The sequence below is a fragment of the Ochrobactrum sp. Q0168 genome (genome assembly GCF_016427605.1).
Lineage (GTDB): Bacteria > Pseudomonadota > Alphaproteobacteria > Rhizobiales > Rhizobiaceae > Brucella.
On sequence record NZ_JAELXQ010000006.1, the window covers coordinates 18,602 to 36,526 of the forward strand.

Here is a 17,925-nt window from a genome sequence, read left to right on the forward strand (position 1 = left end):
GACTATTGGCTATGATTTCCTACGGTGATCCTCATCACGTAGTTATTGAGCGAGCTTAAGCCAAAGGCATTGCGGCGTGTCCGACAGAAACGGTTCACCAATCATCGGTCCATATGGGGAAATTCTGTTGCCGAGAGCGATCAGCATACGAACTGCTGCAATAAAGGTTCACGGATGGGGCATCGCCGCTAGACCGCGTCGACCAGGACATGCTCCCGGCTCCTCGCCCTCGACAGAGAGCGGTCGAGCAACGTTTTCACCTCGCGGCGGTAAGGATCGATACCTTCCGCGTCCCTGTCGCGCCGAACCGGCAGGTCGATGCTGACCTCACCAAGTATCCGTCCGGGCCAGGGTTGCATGACTACAACACGATGCGCTAACAAAATGGCCTCATCGATATCGTGGGTGACCAGAATAACCGTCGGGCGGCTTTCCTGCCAGATGTCGAGAAGATGGCTCTGCAAAGCGGCCCGTGTCAGTGCGTCGAGCGCCGAAAACGGCTCATCGAGCAGTAGAACATCCGGTCGTGTAACCAATGCCCGGGCGATTGCCACACGCTGCGCCTGTCCGCCGGACAACTCCTTCGGCAACCGTTTTTCATATCCTTCGAGATGAACCTGTTCCAGGGCCAGATGCATGCGTCGGTCCTGTTCACCTGACGGCAGATGCGTAAGACCGAAACGGACGTTATCCCTCACCGTCAGCCACGGCAAAAGCCGTGGTTCCTGAAAAATCAGATTGATCCGCGGATGCGGCGTTACGACCGTATCATCGTTGATGGTTACCGTTCCGCGGCTTGGAGGCTCAAGTCCACTGGTCAGCCGCAACAACGTACTCTTGCCGCAGCCCGATCCCCCAATCACGGCAACGATTTCACCGGCCGGCACATTCAGCGTAAAGTCAGCAAGCGCCTGCACGCCATTGCTGTAGGTCTTGGTCAAACCGGTTAAAGATAGCATCACGAACCTTCGCGCTTGAAATTATCCTGCCAGGCGAGAAATGGCGAGGCCAGGAGTACGAGCAGACCGTCGGACAGTTTGCCAATGATGGCAAAGATGATGATTGCCGCAACGATCTGGTCGGGCTTGCCCAGTTGCTGACCGTCGACCAGAAGATAACCCAACCCTTCGGATGCCCCCATAAATTCCGCCGCAACCACGAACATCCAGCCCAATCCCAGGCCGGATCGAAGCGAGACAATGAAAGAGGGTAAAACAGCTGGAAAAAGGATGCGGCGCACCAGATCGAAACCGGACAGCCGGAAAATCCGGCCGACCTCGACGATTTTGCGATCAACGGAAAGGAGTGCGGTCGATACGCCCAGATAGACTGGGAAGAACACCCCGGTTGCGATCAGTACAATCTTGGAAGTTTCGAAAATACCGAACCATAGGATGAACAGCGGAACCCATGCAATCGACGGAATGGCCCGGAGCGCCTGCAGAGTCGGATCGATAATGCCTCTGGCTGTGCTGAAAAAGCCGGTAATGCTGCCAAGCAGAGCGCCCGCCAGCGCGCCCGCCAGAAAGCCGAACAAAACCCGCAGCGAGGTGGAGCCGATATGCTGGTAGAGATCACCTGCCTCAGCAAGTTGCCACAGCGTTGCGATGATCCGCGATGGAGGCGGAACCAGCCTACCCGTGGCAAGGCCCGTCGAGACAGCGAGTTCCCAGAGCAGGAAACCGCCAATCGGCAAAAGGAGGGCAAGAATAAGGCGCACAAAAAACGGCGACCATGTCTTGGTGGTCTGGTCTCTGTCCAGCTCATTTTGTCGTTCAGCCAGAATGTCGGTTCTCGTCACATCGAAACCTTTATTGCACGAGCGCCTCGCCGAAGCTTGGATCGATGAGTTTGTCGGCTTCGGCAGCGATGTCTGCGCCGGCCGGCAAAACACCCGCCCGTTGCAGGGCAAATCCCGCTTTTAGGATCGTATCGCGCTGTTCGGCGCCGATACGCGATGATTTGAGATCGGTGCGTTCTAGCTGCTTGGTGATCACCGGGTCTGGAAGCTTGGCGGCCTCGATCAGCGCCGATTTAAGTGCTGCGGGATCGGCGAGCGCATGTTTGCGCGCCTGCTCGTAAACGCTCAGCACGCGTTTGACGATCTCGGGATGTTCGGCGGCGAAGGTTTCGGTGGTGTTTAACACACCCCAGGTGTTGTTCTCGGGTTTCCGATAGAACAGCTTTGCACCGTCCTCCACCTCGGCGGCGGCCATCAACGGATCGAGACCGGCCCAAGCATCGACATGACCGCGCGTTAGCGCCAGCCGCCCGTCGGCGTGCTGCAACAGCACGAACTTGACGTCGCCATCCTTCAGGCCGGCATCCGCTAGTGCGCGCACCAGAAAGATATGTGGATCGGTGCCGCGGGTGACGGCAACCGACTTGCCCTTGAGATCTGCGACGCTCGCGATCTTGGAATCCCTGGCCGTTACGAGAGCTGTCCATTCAGGCCTGGAATAAACGTAGATAGACTTGATCGGGTTGCCGTTGACACGCGCAATCAATGCTGCTGCACCGGCTGTCGACCCGAAGTCGATTGATCCAGCATTCAAAAACTCCAGCGCCTTGTTTGAGCCGGCCGACTGCACCCATCGGATGGCAATTCCATCCTTTTCGAACTCCTTCTCCAGAAGCCCCTCCTTCTTGAGCAGCAGGCCTACCGGGTTGTAGGTCGCCCAGTCGATGCGGATTTCGGATGGATCGGCAGCTTCGGCCGCTGCCACCAGGCCCAGACAGATGACCGCGGCTGCCGCCACCAGCTTTGCTAAGATCAAACGCATGACTTTACCCCTCTCCAGAGTGCCAACCAACAAATATCAAAGCGTAGGCCGCAGAGAGGCTGCCGATAAGGAAAGATGTTCTATAGTCGGTTTGACCGATGGAATTTATAGGTTTGAGAAGTATCTCCACTTGATTCAAACGTCCGGAACGAGAGTTCGGAATGACTTTTTGTGATATCCGTCGTCGAGGGGTTAGCAGCTCGCCTGGAGGTATTATGGTATGATGAAACGGCAGCAAACCACCCGGGCCAATTACGTGCCGAATTGGCCCGCAGCGGGACATCTATCGGCCCCTACGATCAATTGATTGCTGGCCACGCTCGTTCATGCAGCCTGATTGTGGTCACGAATAATCGCAGGCAATTTGATCGTGTCCCGGTTTACGGGTCGAAGACTGGACTGATTAATTTCTATCGGCATCCCCGCACTCATTGGTAAACTATTGCGCTCTTTGGCTACATCGCTGACGGGTCAGTTCACGTCGACCCTGCGATGCGTGCGTTCCGTCTCAGTCCATGGCCAGATCGCCAATGTCTTCCTTCTTTACCGCAAAAATCTCTCCGCCGCAGTTCATCGAGAGCTTTGCTCCCAAGCTAGCGCAGCACGGCCAGATCTCGCCATGTCGATCAGTGCATGAAAGGCGGTCTGCGGAGAAAATGCACCCGCTCCCAGATTAAGGCGACGCCTATTCGATAGCGCCGAATATGACCATTTTCGGCCGCCGAGAAACCCTCCTGAGCGGAGAGTTTTTCCAGCTGCCAGGGCGATGCCCCAACGTCTTTTGTTTGAGACAACCGCCTATCCTGTTCTGTCATTATGAAAACGAATAGCCAAGCCCATAACCAAACGCACAAAAATATTCCGGCATATAGTCTATAAAAACTATAAACAATCTACATTTTAAGGCGGCGACACCCTAAGGTTCTGGGTAACCTAAACATGCCGGTATCTTCATGAGCAAAACCATCCGTTTCAATGCCTTCGAAATGAATTGTGTCGGACATCAATCGCCGGGCCTCTGGCGTCATCCGCGCGATCGGTCGTGGCAATACAAGGACCTGGAATACTGGACGGATCTCGCCAGGATCCTGGAGGCAGGCTATTTCGATTCCATCTTCATTGCGGACGTGATCGGTTATTATGACGTCTACAAAGGCAATCTCGAAAATGCGCTGCTCCAGGGCGTTCAAATCCCGGTTGCCGATCCGCTTCAGCTTGCAAACCCGATCGCGCAGGCGACGCAGCATCTTGGTATCGGCATAACGGCCTCCACGAGCTTCGAGCATCCCTACACGTTCGCGCGGCGGCTCTCGACGGCCGACCACCATACGAAGGGCCGCGTCGGCTGGAATATCGTGACGTCCTATTTGGAAAGCGGCGCGAAAAATGTCGGGCAGGGCGGGCTGCGCTCCCACGACAACCGATATGATGTGGCGACAGAATATCTGGAGGTTCTCTACAAGCTATTCGAAGGTAGCTGGGAGGAGGGCGCGGTTCTTCGCGACAAGGAGCGCGGCATCTTCGCCGACCCTGCCAAGATTCACGAGATCGGCCACAAGGGCAAATATTTCGACGTCCCAGGCTATCATCTATGCGAGCCGTCGCCGCAGCGCACCCCCGTTCTTTTCCAGGCCGGAGCTTCGTCTGCAGGCAAGGACGTCGCCGCCACACATGCGGAATGCGTATTCATCTCGACGCCGCTCAAGGATGCAACGCGAGCCTATGTCGCCGACATCCGCCAACGGGCGGCAGCGCAGGGGCGCGATCCCAAAAAGGTACTCGTTTATGCCATGGCGACGATCATCGTTGATGAGACCGACGAGAAGGCGCGGGCGAAATATCAGGAATATGCCAAATATGCGTCCTATGATGGTGCACTCGTTCTGATGTCCGGCTGGACCGGCATCGATTTCGGTCACTACAAGCCAGCCGATACAGTCCAGAATGTGAAGACCAACGCCATTACGTCGGCCGTCGAACGTCTCTCCGATGGCCGCAAGGTCTGGACGATCGAGGAACTGGCGCAATGGGGTGGCATTGGCGGCATGGGGCCGCTTTTCGTCGGGTCGCCGTCGACAATCGCCGACATCCTGCAGGAATGGGTCGAAGACACCGACATCGACGGCTTCAACCTCGCTTACGCACTTGCGCACGAAACCTTCGCGGATGTGATCGGCTATGTGGTGCCGGAACTGCAAAAGCGCGGCGTCTATGCCACCGGCTATCGCGAGGGGACACTGCGAGAAAAGCTTTTCGGCGAAGGTCCGTACCTTCCTGCAACGCATCCGGCAGACCGGTTTCGTGACATCGAGAAGGTGAAGCGGGAAGAGGCGGCCAAAGCGGACGAAAAGGCCGCCTGACAGCCGCTTTCGCTAGCCGACGTAGGGCTGCGGACGACGATACCAACATGAGACATCAACGGACGCCAAGACCTTCGGTTCTGGTGAAGGGCGGGGCTTGCCTGCAGCAAACATGGAGTGACAAGCCGATGGGCACATCCGCAACACCGGCACTTGAGATCAGGAACGTATCGCTGTCTTTCAAGGGCGTAAAGGCAATCTCCGACCTTTCTTTCCGTGTGGAAAAACAGGAGATCTGCGCACTGATCGGACCCAATGGGGCCGGCAAGAGTTCGCTGCTTAACATCATCAACGGCGTCTATGTCCCCGATAGTGGTGAGATTGTCTTCGAAGGCGAGCGTTTCCAGCGCATGCAGCCGATCGATGCGGCGCGGCGCGGCATCGGTCGCGGCTTTCAGAACAATGCGCTGTTTTCCGGTATGAGCGTCATCGACAACGTCATCGCCGGGCTTTCGCGCCATTCTCGGGTGACGCTGGTCGAGGAAATGTTTCGCTTGCCGAGGGCGCTGAGCCAGGAGCGTGATTTCCGCGAGCGTGCGCGCGCCGTGCTGCATCTCTTCGATCTCGAAAAACACGCAAATACGCCTGTTGGCACTCTGCCTTATGGCGTGCAGAAGAAGGTGGAGATGGCCCGTGCCATCGTCGGCGAGCCGAAACTGCTGCTTCTGGACGAGCCGCTAGCCGGCATGAATGCCGACGAAAAACAGGAAATCGCTGCGATCATTCAAAGGCTGAACGCCGAACTCAAGCTGACGATCGTGCTGATCGAGCACGATGTCGGCATCGTCCTGAAACTCGCCCACCATGTCGTGGTCCTCGACTATGGCCGCAAGCTGGCCGACGGCCAGCCCGAGGCGATCCGCGACAATCCGGATGTCATTGCCGCCTATATCGGTTCCGAGCATTTTGAGGTGGCGGCATGAGCATGTTCTTGGAAACGTTGATCGGCGGCCTTCTGGCCGGCACAATGTATTCCCTCGTCGCGATCGGCTTCGTGCTGATCTACAAGGCCTCGGGCGTATTCAATTACGCACAGGGCTCTCTTCTCCTCTTCGCGGCGCTGACCTTCGTCACCCTGACCGAAAATGGCGTGCCGGCGTATGGCGCGATCGCGATCACCATCGCGCTTTTGATTGCCACGGCCATCGCCATTGAAAAACTTCTCCTGCGTCCGCTGACCAACCGCAGCCCGATGACGCTTTTCATGGCGACGCTCGGCTTGTCCTATGTCGTTGAGGGCGTGGCGCAGGGCACCATGGGATCGCAGGTCAGGGCTCTGAACTTCGGCATCGAGGACCTGCCGATTTTTCTCGGTGATATTCTGATTAGCCAGTTCGATCTCGTGGCCGCCGGTGTCGCACTGGCGCTGGTCGTCGTCCTGTCACTGCTGTTCAACAAGACACGAATCGGTATCCAGTTGCGGGGTGTGGCGGACGATACGCGGGCGGCGCTATCGCTCGGAATCGACATTAACCGCATCTGGCAGATTGTGTGGGCTGTCGCCGGTCTTGTCGGTCTTGTTGCCGGCCTGCTCTGGGGCGCGCGACAGGGTGTCCAGTTCTCGCTGTCGCTGGTCGTGCTGAAGGCTCTGCCCGTTCTCATCATCGGTGGCTTCACTTCTATTCCCGGTGCCATCGTCGGCGGGCTGATCGTGGGTGCAGGTGAAAGCCTGGCCGAAACCTATATCGGCCCCTTCCTCGGCGGCGGCATCACACCTTGGTTCGCCTATGCGCTGGCGCTCGTCTTCCTCTTCATCCGTCCAGCCGGCCTCTTCGGCGAACGCTCCATCGAAAGGGTTTGAATCATGGCTGAGCTCGATCTGCGCGCCACAGCCGAACCCGCGGACCTGGTTGGCCTTAAGGCCGTCGGTCTGGCCGCTGCCGCTGCTCTGGCGCTGGCGGCACCCTTTCTCGCCTCCGAATACTGGATCAATGCGATCATAGTGCCGTTCCTGATCCTGTCACTCGCCGGCCTCGGTCTCAATCTCGTGACGGGTTATGCGGGACAGCTTTCCCTTGGCGCAGGTGCCTTCATGATGGTGGGCGCCTATGCGACCTTCGCGCTGCAACTGCGTGTGCCGGAACTCCCGCTGCCACTCGCGCTGATCTTCGCTGGCCTGATTGCCGGGGCGGTTGGCCTTATCTTCGGCCTACCGTCCACCCGCATCAAGGGCTTCTATCTGATCGTCAGCACGTTGGCCGCCCAGTTCTTCTTCGAATGGCTGTTTCTGAAATTCCCGTGGTTCTACAACGGTAATTCCTCGGCCACGATCGCCCTGTCGCGCGGTCTCTCCTTTTTCGGCCTTAATGCCAACGGCCCGCATGGCCGCTATTACCTGACGCTCGGAATCGTCGCGCTTTTGACCCTTCTGTCGTTCAACCTCATTCGAGGCCAGACCGGTCGCAACTGGATGGCGATCCGCGATATGGACACGGCGGCGGCGGTAATCGGCGTGCCTGTCCTGCGCGCCAAGCTGCAGGCCTTCGCCGTGTCGAGCTTCATTCTTGGTATTGCCGGCGCATTGTGGGCCTTCGCTTATCTCGGATCAGCCAGTGTGCAGAGTTTTGGCCTGCACCGGTCCTATCAGATCCTCTTCATCATCATTATTGGCGGGCTCGGCACGATCCGCGGCGCCTTTCTGGGTGCTGCATTCGTCAGCCTTCTGCCGCTCGCCCTCGACTGGCTGTTCCAATATCTCTTCAGCGGTCAGGTCGATGCCGGCCTGCTTCAGAATATCCAGAAGGCCATTTTCGGCATCCTCATCATCTGGTTCCTCATCCGCGAACCGGAGGGACTTTCGCGCCTCCTCGCCATCCGACGGACGGCCAGCCGCCGCCTGTTCCCCTCATGAACCTTTTCCTCTCTTTCTCAAAACCTGGAGCCCAAGCCATGAAACGATTGATTGTTGCCGTGCTGCTCGCCGGCACCGTTTTCTCCCACGCGGCATCTGCCTTTGCCGCCGACGTCAGCCAGTATATTCCGCTTCCAACCTACCGCGTCGGTGCCTATGCATCATCCGGAGAACTCTGGTGGGCGGGTGAGCGCGACTATTTCCGCTACATCAATGAGGTCGAAGGCGGCGTCGAGGGCGTCAAGCTCGACTACGAGGAATTCGAGACGGAGTGGAGCCCGGACCGTACGGTCGAGGTCTATGAGCGCGTCAAGGCTGGCAAGAATGGCTCGCCGCTCGCCTTCTTCTTTACCCATGGCACGCCGGCGACCTACGCGCTCCTGGAAAAGGCTGCCGCTGACAAGATTCCGCTGATCGATCCAGCAGGCGGTAAGACCGAGACGGTCGACGGTACTGTCTTCCCTTACGCCTTCCCGCTGCTTTTCAGCTATTACAGCCAAGCATCGACGGGCATCAACTACATCGCCTCCAAGGTCGGCGGGTTCGACAAGCTTAAGGGCCTGAAGATTGCGACCGTCTATCACGACAGCGCCTATGGCCGCGCCAGCCAACCAGCCGTGGAGGTGCTGGCGAAGAAATACGGTTTCGAAAACATCCAGATCCCGGTTGCCGATCCCGGCAACGAGCAGTCGCCGCAATGGCGCCAGATCCGCGAGCAGAAGCCGGACTGGGTCTTCCTGCGCACCTGGGGCGTCTCGACGGTCGTGGCGCTGAAGACGGCGCAACGCTTTGGCTTCCCGGCCGACCATATCATCGGCGATGTGTGGGCGGGTTCTGAATCCGATGCCATTCCGGCGGGCGCGGCTGCGGTTGGCTACTCGGCGCTCGCTCCTTATCCGGGCGGCACGGATTTCGGCATCCACCAGAAACTGAAGGCTGAGATTCTCGACAAGGGCAAGTCCGATCTGCGCGACCCGAAGCTCTTCGGCGCGGTCAACTACAATATCGGCCTCGTCAATGCCGCGCTTGCCGTCGAGGCGCTGCGCACCGGTTACAAGCATTTTGGCGCACGGCCGTTGAACGGTGAAGAAGGGCGGTGGGCTTTCGAGCACCTGACCATCGACGACAAGCGGCTCGAGGAAATTGGTTTCAAGGGCCTGCTACAGCCTATCGCGATTACCCCGACGGACCATGAAGGTGGTGGTGCCGCCCGCATTCAGAGCTGGGACGGCAAGAAGTGGGTGCTCCAGACCGACTGGATCAAGGCGGACCATGAACTGCTCAATCCGCTGATCAAGGAAGGTGCCGCAGCCTATGCCAAGGAACACGGCATCACCCCGCGCACGCCCGAAACCGAAACGAACTGATCGACGAACCGGAGGCTCATCATGTTGAAAAAGATTTCGCGGACCCTGATCGGCGCCGCCTCGCTGGTGTTTCTCGCCGGAGCCGCCCATGCCGTCGATACGACGCCTGGCCCGGACAGCAACAAGCAGTTTTTCCCGATCGCCAGCTACCGCGTCGGCCCCTATGCAGCGTCGGGCACATCCATTTGGGCGGGCATCATCGACTATTATCGTTATATCAACGAGGTCGAGGGCGGTATCAATGGCGTTCCGATAATCTGGCAGGAATGCGAAACGGAATGGACTGCGGAAAAAGGCATCGAATGCTACGAGCGCTTCAAGCGCGGCCTCAACGGCGCGCCGGTTGCGTCCTATTTCCCCAATGGTGCACCTGCGGCCTATGCGCTGTCGGATCGCGCCGCAGAGGACAAGCTGCCGCTTGTGACGATGGCCTATGGCCGCACCGAAGCCACCGACGGCCGCGTCTTCCCTTACATCTTTCCGGTCATGGTAACCTTCTACAGCGAAGCCTCTGCACTGGTGAACTATATCGCCGAGCGGGAAGGGGGCTTCGACAAGCTGAAGGGCAAAAAGATCGCCACAGTCTACCATGACAGCGCCTATGGCCGCGAAACACTCGATCCGCTGGCGCTGTTTGCCGCAAAATACGGTTTCGAGAACATTCAGATACCGGTTCCCGATCCTGGCAGCGAACAGTCAGCGCAGTGGCGTCAGGTTCGCGAGCGGAAACCGGATTGGGTTTTCCTGCGCACCTGGGGTGTCTCGACGCCGGTTGCGGTCAAGAGCGCGCAACGCTTCGGCTTCCCTGCGGATCGGATCATCGGTGACGTCTGGGCTTCATCCGAAGAGGATGTCATCCCGGCTGGCGATGCCGCCAAGGGCTATCTCGCACTGACGCCCTATCCCGCCGGCACTGAGTTTGAGATCCACAAGCGGCTGAAACAGCACATCGTCGACGCCGGAAAATCAGACCTTCGCGACCCGAAGGCCTTTGGCAGCGTCTATTACAATTCCGGTCTGGTGAACGCGCTCATCTCCGTCGAGGTCGTGCGTCAGGCGCAGGCCAAGTTCGGCAACCGGCCGATCACCGGCGAGGAGGGGCAGTGGGCTCTCGAACACCTCAAGCTGGATAATGCCGCGCTGGAGAAGGCCGGCTTCCTCGGTCTCGTGCAAAACCTGCAATTGACCCCGGCCGACCATGAGGGCGGCGGCGCGGTGCGCGTCCAGCAATGGGATGGCGGCCGCTGGAACCTCGTCAGCGACTGGGTGCAGGCCGACCGCAAGGCACTTCGGCCGCTGATCGACGCCAAGTCCGAGGCCTATGCCAAGGAGCACGGTATCACGCCGCGAAACGTCGGCACCAACTGACGGAAAGATTCACCGGGGCGATGACGCATTGCCCCGGCTTTCAACGGAGATGAATCGATGACGACGCCGGCGCAAAAGACACAGGCTGACAGGGCCGACAATCCACAGCTCGACATATCGGGCATCGAGGTCGTCTATGGCGGTGTGATCCTTGCCGTTTCTGATGTCTCCCTTACGGTCGGGGCAGGGGAGATCGTTGCGCTTCTCGGGGCGAACGGTGCCGGCAAGAGCACGGTGCTCAAGGCGATATCCGGCCTTGCAGCTGCCGACCGTGCCAATGTTCGCCGTGGTCATATCCGTTTCGATGGGCAGGATATTCTCGGTCTGCCAGCAAACAAGCTCGCAAAACGGGGGATCGTACATGTTCTGGAAGGGCGACATGTCTTTCCACATCTGACTGTGGAGGAAAACCTGCTTGCTGGTGCCTTTCTCCATCGCCCCGGTTCTCGTGCGTTGCAGGAGCAGCTTGACGATATGTATCAATGGTTCCCGCGGCTCAAGGAGAAGCGGCGCACTCACGCGGGCCTGACGTCCGGTGGCGAGCAGCAGATGCTGGCGATCGGCAGGGCGCTTCTCACCCGTCCGCGCCTTGTTCTACTTGACGAACCGTCAATGGGTCTAGCGCCACGTATCGTGCACGAAATCTTCCAGATCATCCTGCGCCTTAACCGGGAACGCGGCACGGCTTTTCTGCTTGCGGAGCAGAATGCAGCACTTTCCCTGAAACATGCTTCGCGCGCTTACATTCTCGAAAGCGGACGTGTGGTGCTTGGCGGAACGGCCGCAGACCTCAAGCAGCGTGACGATCTCCATCGCCTCTATCTCGGAGATGCGGCCTGATCCGCTCTCTTCATTCAACAGGAACCACATAATCATGACGCAGATCGACCTTGGCTGGGGCGAAGGCCCTTCCGAACGTTACGAAACTCTCGCCGAACAATTCCGTCCGCTGTTTGCCGACATCGCTGCCGGTGCGTTGGAGCGGGAACTGAACCGCAAGCTGCCAGAAGCCGAGATCGCGCAGTTGAAGGCGGCCCGTTTTGGCGCCTTGCGCGTACCGGAGGCCGAGGGCGGATTTGGCGCGACCATACCCGAACTCGCCAACCTGCTGATCGAACTGTCGGCTGCGGACTCCAACATCACGCAGGCCTTGCGGGGTCATTTCGGTTTCGTCGAGGATATCGTCAACAAGGCGCAAGGTGCGGATCGCAGCCGCTGGACGGAGCGACTGGCCCGCGGCGAGATTGCCGGTAACGCCTGGACCGAGACCGGCAACGCGCAGCAGAGCGGATTTTCCACCAAGGTTTCGCAGGCTGAAGACAGGCACGTCATCGATGGCCAGAAATTCTACACGACCGGTTCTCTTTTTGCCGACTGGATCAATGTCGGCGTGACCGGCCTCGATGGTGTCGGCAGCGTGGTACAGGTCCGCCGCGATGCTCCGGGTGTCGAGGTCATCGATGACTGGGACGGGTTCGGACAGATCCTGACCGCCAGCGGGACGACCCGGTTCGTGGCGGCTGAGGTCGATCCGGCGGACATCGTCGCGGACGAGGATCAGTTCCGTTATGGTGCTGCCTTTTACCAGATCGTTCATCTTGCGACGCTGGCCGGCATAGGGCGAGCACTCGCGACGGAAGTTGCCGCAGCCGTCGCCGCGCGCGTGCGCAATTATTCCAATGCGGCCGGCCTCCGCTCCAGCCAGGACCCGCAAGTCCTACAAGTGGTAGGCCGCATTCGCAGCAACGCCTACACTGCGTCTGCAATCGTCTTGCAGGTCGCCCGATCGATCGAGCGCGCATACCAGGCCCATCTTGGCGGTGACGACGCTCGTGAAGAGCACGCCAACGCCATCGCCGAATTGGAGACGTCGCAGGCCCTCACTGTCGTCACGGATTTGATACTTGAAGCATCGACAATCGCTTTTGACGCGTTGGGAGCGTCATCTACTCGCAAACCCGTCGGCTTGGATCGTCATTGGCGGAACGCCCGCACATTGTCATCACACAACCCGCGAATATACAAAGATCGGATCGTCGGAGACTTCGCCGTCAATGGCACGCCGCCGCCCTATCAGTGGCGCATTGGCTTAGTAGGCTGAGCCAATTCCGGCAGGGCCGGAGTTGGTACGGATGGCGTCGTTGTTTCATCGCGGTTCTCATCAGCTTCGGGGACGAACTTTTAAAAGCCGCGCTCAATGCGTGGCCTGCCGTATTAGTCCATCAAGACAAACCGGCCTGGCAAAATGGATTTTGGCGTTGACTTACTTTGCAGCAATGTTCACATAGGATTTTCTTTTGAAATCAATAGCTTAGATACACTATAAGTCTTACCTCCCCACAATATAAAAACCAATTGTTTAGGTGGGGCAGGCGGGCCTACACGTTGTTGTTCATGCAAGGAGGCACGGATCGCGGTCGACAGATTCTGGCTGGCAATCAACTGGTATTGCCGACAGCTGATGAAGCCTACTTCAGTAAACTTTTTGGCCGGACCGGACTTTCTGCTTCCGGCCCCATTCAAGTTCTTGAAAAATTAAGTGAGGATGGACGGGGCATCCAGCCAGGTTCGGGGGGCGCCCACGTGCGTTTCAGTCGCACTGCCCATGGCAATACTGAGGAGCTAATATGTACGTCGTGCATCTATGGGGGCTTCGATGCGTAAGGCCATCGTTTTGGGCGGATACGGGCTCATAGGCAGAGCGTGCATGCGGGCTTTGGCTAACTCAAATTTTGAAGTTGTCGGCGTAGGACGGTCGCGTCATGCTGCGCTCGCCGCTGACGCCGATGGGACATGGTTGATCCGCGACATTCCCACCATCTCGGTCGACGAGTGGCAAGTGTTGCTGGACAATGTCGATGTCATTGTGAACGCTGCCGGAGCACTGCAAGACGGCGCGCGAGACGGTCTTGAAGCCATCCACGTCACAACGGTAGCTCGTCTGGTCGAGGCAACGAAGGACATTTCCTTACGCATTGTCCAGATTTCGGCGGCTGGAGTTGGAACCGAAGCATCAACGGAGTTCTTTCGGTCAAAAGCGCGCGGCGACGAAATACTGGCGAGGAGCGGACGAGATTGCGTGATCCTGCGTCCAACGCTTGTTTTGTCGCCAGATGCCTATGGCGGCACAGCGCTTTTACGTGGCGTGGCTGGTTTACCGTTAATTTTGCCGCGTGTTTTGCCTCATGCTCAGGTGCAGACTGTTCATATCGATGATGTGGCAATGGCCGTAGTGGCAGCGGCAACGGGAAAGCTACCATCGGGCCTTATTGCCGATCTCACCGAGCCGGAGGCTCGAAGCTTCTCCGAATTTGTCGACGGGATCAGACAATGGCAGGGTTTTTCACCTCCGTGGTTGCGCCCAAAAATGCCCGCACTGGTACTGAAATTAGTGGGGAAGGGCGCTGATCTGCTCGGCTGGCTTGGGTGGCGCTCGCCGATGCGCAGCACTGCGTTACAGGCGCTCGCCGGCGGGATACAAGGCGATCCTAGCGTATGGCTTGAGGCGGGCGGTTACCCCTGTCGTTCGCTAGTTTCGACACTGAGAAGTCTGCCGTCCACCCGACAGGAACGGCTTTTCGCCCGGATGTACTTCATGCTGCCACTGGCCATCGCCACGCTTGCGCTGTTTTGGTGCGTGTCGGGGCTATTCGCATTAATATCTCCAATGCGCTCTATGGCTATTCTCGAAGGACATCACGTTCCGGCGTGGCTGGCGGGTATTACAGTATATGGCGGTGCATTTGCAGATATCGCATTGGGCCTAGCGATCCTTTGGCGTTCCGCAACGCGCCTGGCAGCGGTTGGAATGATAGTGCTTTCGGCCTGCTATCTCTTCGGTGGTCTGGCGGTCGCGCCAGATCTGTGGCTTGATCCGCTTGGACCGATGGTCAAAGTGGTTCCATCTATTGCTTTGGCGGCGATCATTGTGATGATGCAGGAGGCGCGATGACCTATGATATTCTGCGTTTTCTGCATGTGATTGGTGCAACGGTGCTACTTGGCACCGGCGCGGGTATCGCGTTTTTCATGGTCATCTCAAATCGATCGGCAGACCCGCGGTTGATTGCTCATGTCGGTGGCATCGTCGTATTGGCTGATACGGTTTTCACCGCAACTGCTGCCATTTTCCAGCCAGTCACCGGCTATTTGCTTGCACGCGAAGTTGGTTGGCCTGTCTTATCCGGTTGGATTGGACTGTCGTTGGCGCTCTACATCTTTGTTGGTGCATTCTGGCTGCCAGTTGTCTGGATGCAGATTCGGTTGCGGAATATGGCGCGTTTGGCTGCTTACGAGGGAAAAGCACTGCCGGCGGCCTATCATCGTCTCTATCGTTGGTGGTTTGCTTTTGGCTTTCCGGCATTTACCGCAGTTTTGGCCATCATATGGCTGATGTTGACCAAGCCGTTATTTTAAAGATCACCATCCGATAATGAATGCAACGGCACGCGCTCTACTACATCTGCCTCGGATCAAAATTGATCGAGCTGATCATGTTCTTGACTGGCAATCTGGATTGGAGCTACATCCAATTACAAGGGGATGTTTGAGCCTGTTATTGGCTCTTACTTTATATGAGTATTCCGCCATCCATTTTTCCCCGCTTACCTATGCTGCTTGAAATTCGAGGAGGAGGGGACGAAAATGATCCGCCGAACCAGTATTGTGACTGGGGGTGTCTCGTCGCGACAGAATAGCAATTATATCCGTGTTACCTGCATTCAACCCGGCGTAGTGAAAAGCGAGCTCGCGGACACGGACACCGACGCTGTCTTGGTTGAGGCGATGAAGAGTTATCCCGCAATCGGATTTCAACGGACACTATTTGGCCGGCGGTGGGGTAAGCGATCGAGTCGCCGCAAAGAAGTCGACGTCGAAGATCGCAGTGCGCTCGGCCCGGGCATGTCAGAGGATCACGTCAATTCAGTTGCGCCGAAAGACGCTGGCCAAGCGATTGTGGCCGTTCGGTTCGAATACGGGTAACTTGATAGACCTGGCGTCGCCAGTAAGCTGGAAGACGGCATAAAGTCGGGCGCGCGAAAGAGACAAGCGCTCGCCCGACTACAATTGCGTTGGCGTGTTTGAGCAAATCAATCGAAGTTTTCCGGAATCTCGGTGAAGCTGGTGGTTTCAGGGCGCATCCGCGACTTTGGGCTTAGTTTCGTCGTCGAACACACCAGCGGTATTGCTTTTAGCTAGACCGTTACCACCACCTTACCCAGATGTTCGTTCGTCTCGAGAAACCGGTGCGCGTCTGCAATTTCCTCAAAGGCAAATTTCTTCGCGATCACGGGCTTCAATGCGCCTGAGGCTAGGGCATCAAGAATAAAGCGCTTTGCTTTCTCTAGTCGTATAGGATCTCGAACGATTTCATGAACAAGGTATCCCTTCAATGTCAGGCTTTTCGAAAGCACAGACCCGACCGGAAACGGTGTTGAATGTTGGCTTAGTCCGCCATATTCGATCAGAATGCCACCCACAGCCATTGCGGTGGTGATTGCCGTAAAGGCCGGACCGGCCACGGGATCAAACACGACCCGAAATCCGTTTTCTCCACCGGCGGTGACAAGCTGGGCTTGGAGGTCATCATCTTCCGAGACGAGCACATCGTGAGCGCCAGCATCCCGGAGAGCTTGCGCTTTGGTCCGGCTGCGGGTGACAGCTACCGGGCGGGCTCCTATCAGGTTCGCAATCTGGATAGCCGCAAGTCCAACACTACTGGATGCAGCAGTCACGAGGACAGGTTCTCCCGCGCCCAGTGAAGCAACGTCAATCAGTGCGCCATATGCTGTCAGGTACTGCATCCAACTTGCTGCTGCCTCCTCGAAACTGATCGACGACGGATGCTTGACGACAAGATGCGCTGGAAAAATGGCCATATCCCCATAAGCCGGCCACCGCTCCATGGAAATGGAGGGAATTACGCTGGTTGCGTCTCCGGGCGAAAGGCCTTCGACACCAGGGCCGATCTCGTCAACAAAACCTGCGGCTTCAAGTCCCAAGCCGCTGGGAAGAGAAGGTGTCTGGATGTAGGTTCCTGAACGCATCAAAACATCGGCGCGATTTACGCCGATGGCTTTGACCCTGATACGCACTTCGCCCGGACCCGGCTGTGCAGGGTCAATTTCTTCAATATGCAGGACTTCTGGTCCACCGAATTTGTGGAAACGTACCATTCGCGACATGGGCAACTCCTGTTATACATTTTCGAATTGATTGATGTCAGATTGCCAAACTTCGAAAAATGCATTTATTGGCAATTCTCAGGAAACCAGGAGTTTCGAATTGGACCGAATTGAGAGCATGACAGCTTTTGTTAGGGCAGTAGAGACGGGCTCTTTCGCACGAGCTGCTGATGTACTGGGGCTTTCTGCACCTATGGTGGGCAAACACGTTCGTTCCCTTGAGCAGCGGCTGGGAGTGCGCCTAATCAATCGCACCACCCGACGTCAATCATTCACCGAGGCGGGCCGGATATACTACGAACACTGCCGAACCATTCTGGCCGATATCGAGGCGGCCGAAACCGCAGCCTCGGAAAATCTTGTCCTGCCACAAGGCAGACTACGCGTCACCATGCCAAGCTTGCTTGGCCGGGTCTGTATCGCACCCCTGCTGCTGAGGATGGCTGTTGCCTTTCCCAAGCTTAAACTTGAAATGTCGTTCACTGACGATATCGTTGATCTCGACGACTTTGATCTGGCCATACGGAGCGTCGGCGAACATCATGACGCCATCGCCGGAGGTGCTGGGATGATGACACGGCGTCTATGCAGCCATCGAATGCTAATATGTGCCTCGCCAACTTATCTGTCCCTTCGTGGGGAGACGGTAGATATTGCCAGCATAGGCGCTCACGAAACTATCACATTCGGCAGAACTGGGCGATCACAGAGATGGCGATTCAGCGACGAGAGCGGCGCGCCGATTGATATCGAGCCGCATGGTCGTTTCATGATGGACGATCTTGCCGCGATTGCAGATGCTGCCGCGGCAGGACTCGGCGTGGCTTGGCTACCGAGTTGGCTGGTTCGTGAGCGTATTGAACACAGAGAGCTTGTGACGGTTCCCGTTGCTGGTCGGAGTTACTCCTATCACAACCACGCTCTTTGGCACAAAGATGTACTGACCCCGAAGATCCGCATTGCCCTGGATCATCTCGCTCTCGAGTTGCCCCGCCTCATGTAGCTTCAGTC

The 17,925-nt window shown here is 57.6% G+C and carries 15 protein-coding genes and 1 pseudogene; 12 read left to right on the top strand and 4 right to left on the bottom strand.

Going from position 1 to position 17,925, the window contains the following annotated elements; translation table 11 throughout:
* Positions 1 to 188: 188 nt before the first annotated feature.
* From JAU75_RS12510 to JAU75_RS12520, 3 genes are read right to left on the bottom strand one after another with little or no spacing between them, the layout of a single operon-like run.
* Positions 189 to 959 (bottom strand): ABC transporter ATP-binding protein, encoded by a 771-nt coding sequence (locus tag JAU75_RS12510; protein ID WP_199056849.1) that lies wholly within the window; start codon positions 957 to 959, stop codon positions 189 to 191.
* The gene (locus tag JAU75_RS12515; RefSeq protein WP_247880488.1) at positions 959 to 1,762 is read right to left on the bottom strand and encodes an ABC transporter permease; all 804 of its coding nucleotides are present in this window, start codon (positions 1,760 to 1,762) and stop codon (positions 959 to 961) included. The genes JAU75_RS12510 and JAU75_RS12515 overlap by 1 nt, the downstream gene beginning before the upstream one ends.
* Positions 1,763 to 1,811: 49 nt before the next feature.
* Positions 1,812 to 2,783 (bottom strand): aliphatic sulfonate ABC transporter substrate-binding protein, encoded by a 972-nt coding sequence (locus JAU75_RS12520; protein WP_199056851.1) that lies wholly within the window; start codon positions 2,781 to 2,783, stop codon positions 1,812 to 1,814.
* A gap of 183 nt (positions 2,784 to 2,966) precedes the next feature.
* Here JAU75_RS12520 and JAU75_RS24075 point away from each other — a divergent pair.
* The 11 genes and pseudogenes from JAU75_RS24075 to JAU75_RS12570 all read left to right on the top strand — a co-directional run.
* Positions 2,967 to 3,190: pseudogene (locus JAU75_RS24075) on the top strand (PIN domain-containing protein); the annotation flags it as partial.
* A 546-nt stretch (positions 3,191 to 3,736) separates the two neighbouring features.
* On the top strand, positions 3,737 to 5,143 hold the full coding sequence (locus JAU75_RS12525; RefSeq protein ID WP_199056852.1) for an LLM class flavin-dependent oxidoreductase: 1,407 nt from the start codon (positions 3,737 to 3,739) through the stop codon (positions 5,141 to 5,143).
* A gap of 128 nt (positions 5,144 to 5,271) precedes the next feature.
* Positions 5,272 to 6,066 (top strand): ABC transporter ATP-binding protein, encoded by a 795-nt coding sequence (locus tag JAU75_RS12530; protein ID WP_199057060.1) that lies wholly within the window; start codon positions 5,272 to 5,274, stop codon positions 6,064 to 6,066.
* The gene (locus tag JAU75_RS12535) at positions 6,063 to 6,944 is read left to right on the top strand and encodes a branched-chain amino acid ABC transporter permease (protein WP_199056853.1); all 882 of its coding nucleotides are present in this window, start codon (positions 6,063 to 6,065) and stop codon (positions 6,942 to 6,944) included. Before JAU75_RS12530 ends, JAU75_RS12535 begins: the two co-directional genes overlap by 4 nt.
* A 3-nt stretch (positions 6,945 to 6,947) precedes the next feature.
* Complete coding sequence (locus JAU75_RS12540) at positions 6,948 to 7,994, top strand: branched-chain amino acid ABC transporter permease (protein ID WP_199056854.1); 1,047 nt, start codon at positions 6,948 to 6,950, stop codon at positions 7,992 to 7,994.
* Between the two features lie 38 nt (positions 7,995 to 8,032).
* The gene (locus tag JAU75_RS12545; protein WP_199056855.1) at positions 8,033 to 9,361 is read left to right on the top strand and encodes an ABC transporter substrate-binding protein; all 1,329 of its coding nucleotides are present in this window, start codon (positions 8,033 to 8,035) and stop codon (positions 9,359 to 9,361) included.
* A gap of 21 nt (positions 9,362 to 9,382) precedes the next feature.
* Positions 9,383 to 10,729 (top strand): ABC transporter substrate-binding protein, encoded by a 1,347-nt coding sequence (locus JAU75_RS12550; RefSeq protein WP_199056856.1) that lies wholly within the window; start codon positions 9,383 to 9,385, stop codon positions 10,727 to 10,729.
* A gap of 57 nt (positions 10,730 to 10,786) precedes the next feature.
* Entirely contained in the window at positions 10,787 to 11,569 is a 783-nt protein-coding gene (locus tag JAU75_RS12555; RefSeq protein WP_199056857.1) for an ABC transporter ATP-binding protein, read from the top strand.
* Between the two features lie 34 nt (positions 11,570 to 11,603).
* Positions 11,604 to 12,830: an acyl-CoA dehydrogenase family protein gene (locus JAU75_RS12560; RefSeq protein ID WP_199056858.1), complete on the top strand. Its 1,227-nt coding sequence runs from the start codon at positions 11,604 to 11,606 to the stop codon at positions 12,828 to 12,830.
* A gap of 555 nt (positions 12,831 to 13,385) precedes the next feature.
* Positions 13,386 to 14,681, top strand: a complete 1,296-nt coding sequence (locus tag JAU75_RS12565) for an SDR family oxidoreductase (RefSeq protein ID WP_247880472.1) — start codon at positions 13,386 to 13,388, stop codon at positions 14,679 to 14,681.
* A complete protein-coding gene (locus tag JAU75_RS12570) occupies positions 14,678 to 15,145 on the top strand; it encodes a DUF2269 domain-containing protein (RefSeq protein WP_121539179.1) in 468 nt (155 codons plus the stop codon). The genes JAU75_RS12565 and JAU75_RS12570 overlap by 4 nt, the downstream gene beginning before the upstream one ends.
* Positions 15,146 to 15,924: 779 nt before the next feature.
* On the opposite strand, the gene JAU75_RS12575 is transcribed toward JAU75_RS12570, so the two are convergent.
* The gene (locus JAU75_RS12575; RefSeq protein ID WP_199056860.1) at positions 15,925 to 16,914 is read right to left on the bottom strand and encodes a zinc-dependent alcohol dehydrogenase family protein; all 990 of its coding nucleotides are present in this window, start codon (positions 16,912 to 16,914) and stop codon (positions 15,925 to 15,927) included.
* 100 nt (positions 16,915 to 17,014) lie between these two features.
* Between JAU75_RS12575 and JAU75_RS12580 the strand changes: the two genes are divergently transcribed.
* Positions 17,015 to 17,917, top strand: a complete 903-nt coding sequence (locus JAU75_RS12580; RefSeq protein ID WP_199057061.1) for a LysR family transcriptional regulator — start codon at positions 17,015 to 17,017, stop codon at positions 17,915 to 17,917.
* Positions 17,918 to 17,925: the final 8 nt, after the last annotated feature.

What these genes read in the sequence shown, in the direction of transcription:
- JAU75_RS12565 (WP_247880472.1), top strand. Translation starts at nt 13,386, where the DNA reads ATGCGTAAGGCCATCGTTTTGGGCGGATACGGGCTCATAGGCAGAGCG.
- JAU75_RS12545 (WP_199056855.1), top strand. Translation starts at nt 8,033, where the DNA reads ATGAAACGATTGATTGTTGCCGTGCTGCTCGCCGGCACCGTTTTCTCC.
- JAU75_RS12560 (WP_199056858.1), top strand. Translation starts at nt 11,604, where the DNA reads ATGACGCAGATCGACCTTGGCTGGGGCGAAGGCCCTTCCGAACGTTAC.
- JAU75_RS12570 (WP_121539179.1), top strand. Translation starts at nt 14,678, where the DNA reads ATGACCTATGATATTCTGCGTTTTCTGCATGTGATTGGTGCAACGGTG.
- JAU75_RS12520 (WP_199056851.1), bottom strand. Translation starts at nt 2,783, where the DNA reads ATGCGTTTGATCTTAGCAAAGCTGGTGGCGGCAGCCGCGGTCATCTGT.
- JAU75_RS12555 (WP_199056857.1), top strand. Translation starts at nt 10,787, where the DNA reads ATGACGACGCCGGCGCAAAAGACACAGGCTGACAGGGCCGACAATCCA.
- JAU75_RS12535 (WP_199056853.1), top strand. Translation starts at nt 6,063, where the DNA reads ATGAGCATGTTCTTGGAAACGTTGATCGGCGGCCTTCTGGCCGGCACA.
- JAU75_RS12525 (WP_199056852.1), top strand. Translation starts at nt 3,737, where the DNA reads ATGAGCAAAACCATCCGTTTCAATGCCTTCGAAATGAATTGTGTCGGA.
- JAU75_RS12575 (WP_199056860.1), bottom strand. Translation starts at nt 16,914, where the DNA reads ATGTCGCGAATGGTACGTTTCCACAAATTCGGTGGACCAGAAGTCCTG.
- JAU75_RS12550 (WP_199056856.1), top strand. Translation starts at nt 9,383, where the DNA reads ATGTTGAAAAAGATTTCGCGGACCCTGATCGGCGCCGCCTCGCTGGTG.
- JAU75_RS12540 (WP_199056854.1), top strand. Translation starts at nt 6,948, where the DNA reads ATGGCTGAGCTCGATCTGCGCGCCACAGCCGAACCCGCGGACCTGGTT.
- JAU75_RS12530 (WP_199057060.1), top strand. Translation starts at nt 5,272, where the DNA reads ATGGGCACATCCGCAACACCGGCACTTGAGATCAGGAACGTATCGCTG.
- JAU75_RS12510 (WP_199056849.1), bottom strand. Translation starts at nt 959, where the DNA reads ATGCTATCTTTAACCGGTTTGACCAAGACCTACAGCAATGGCGTGCAG.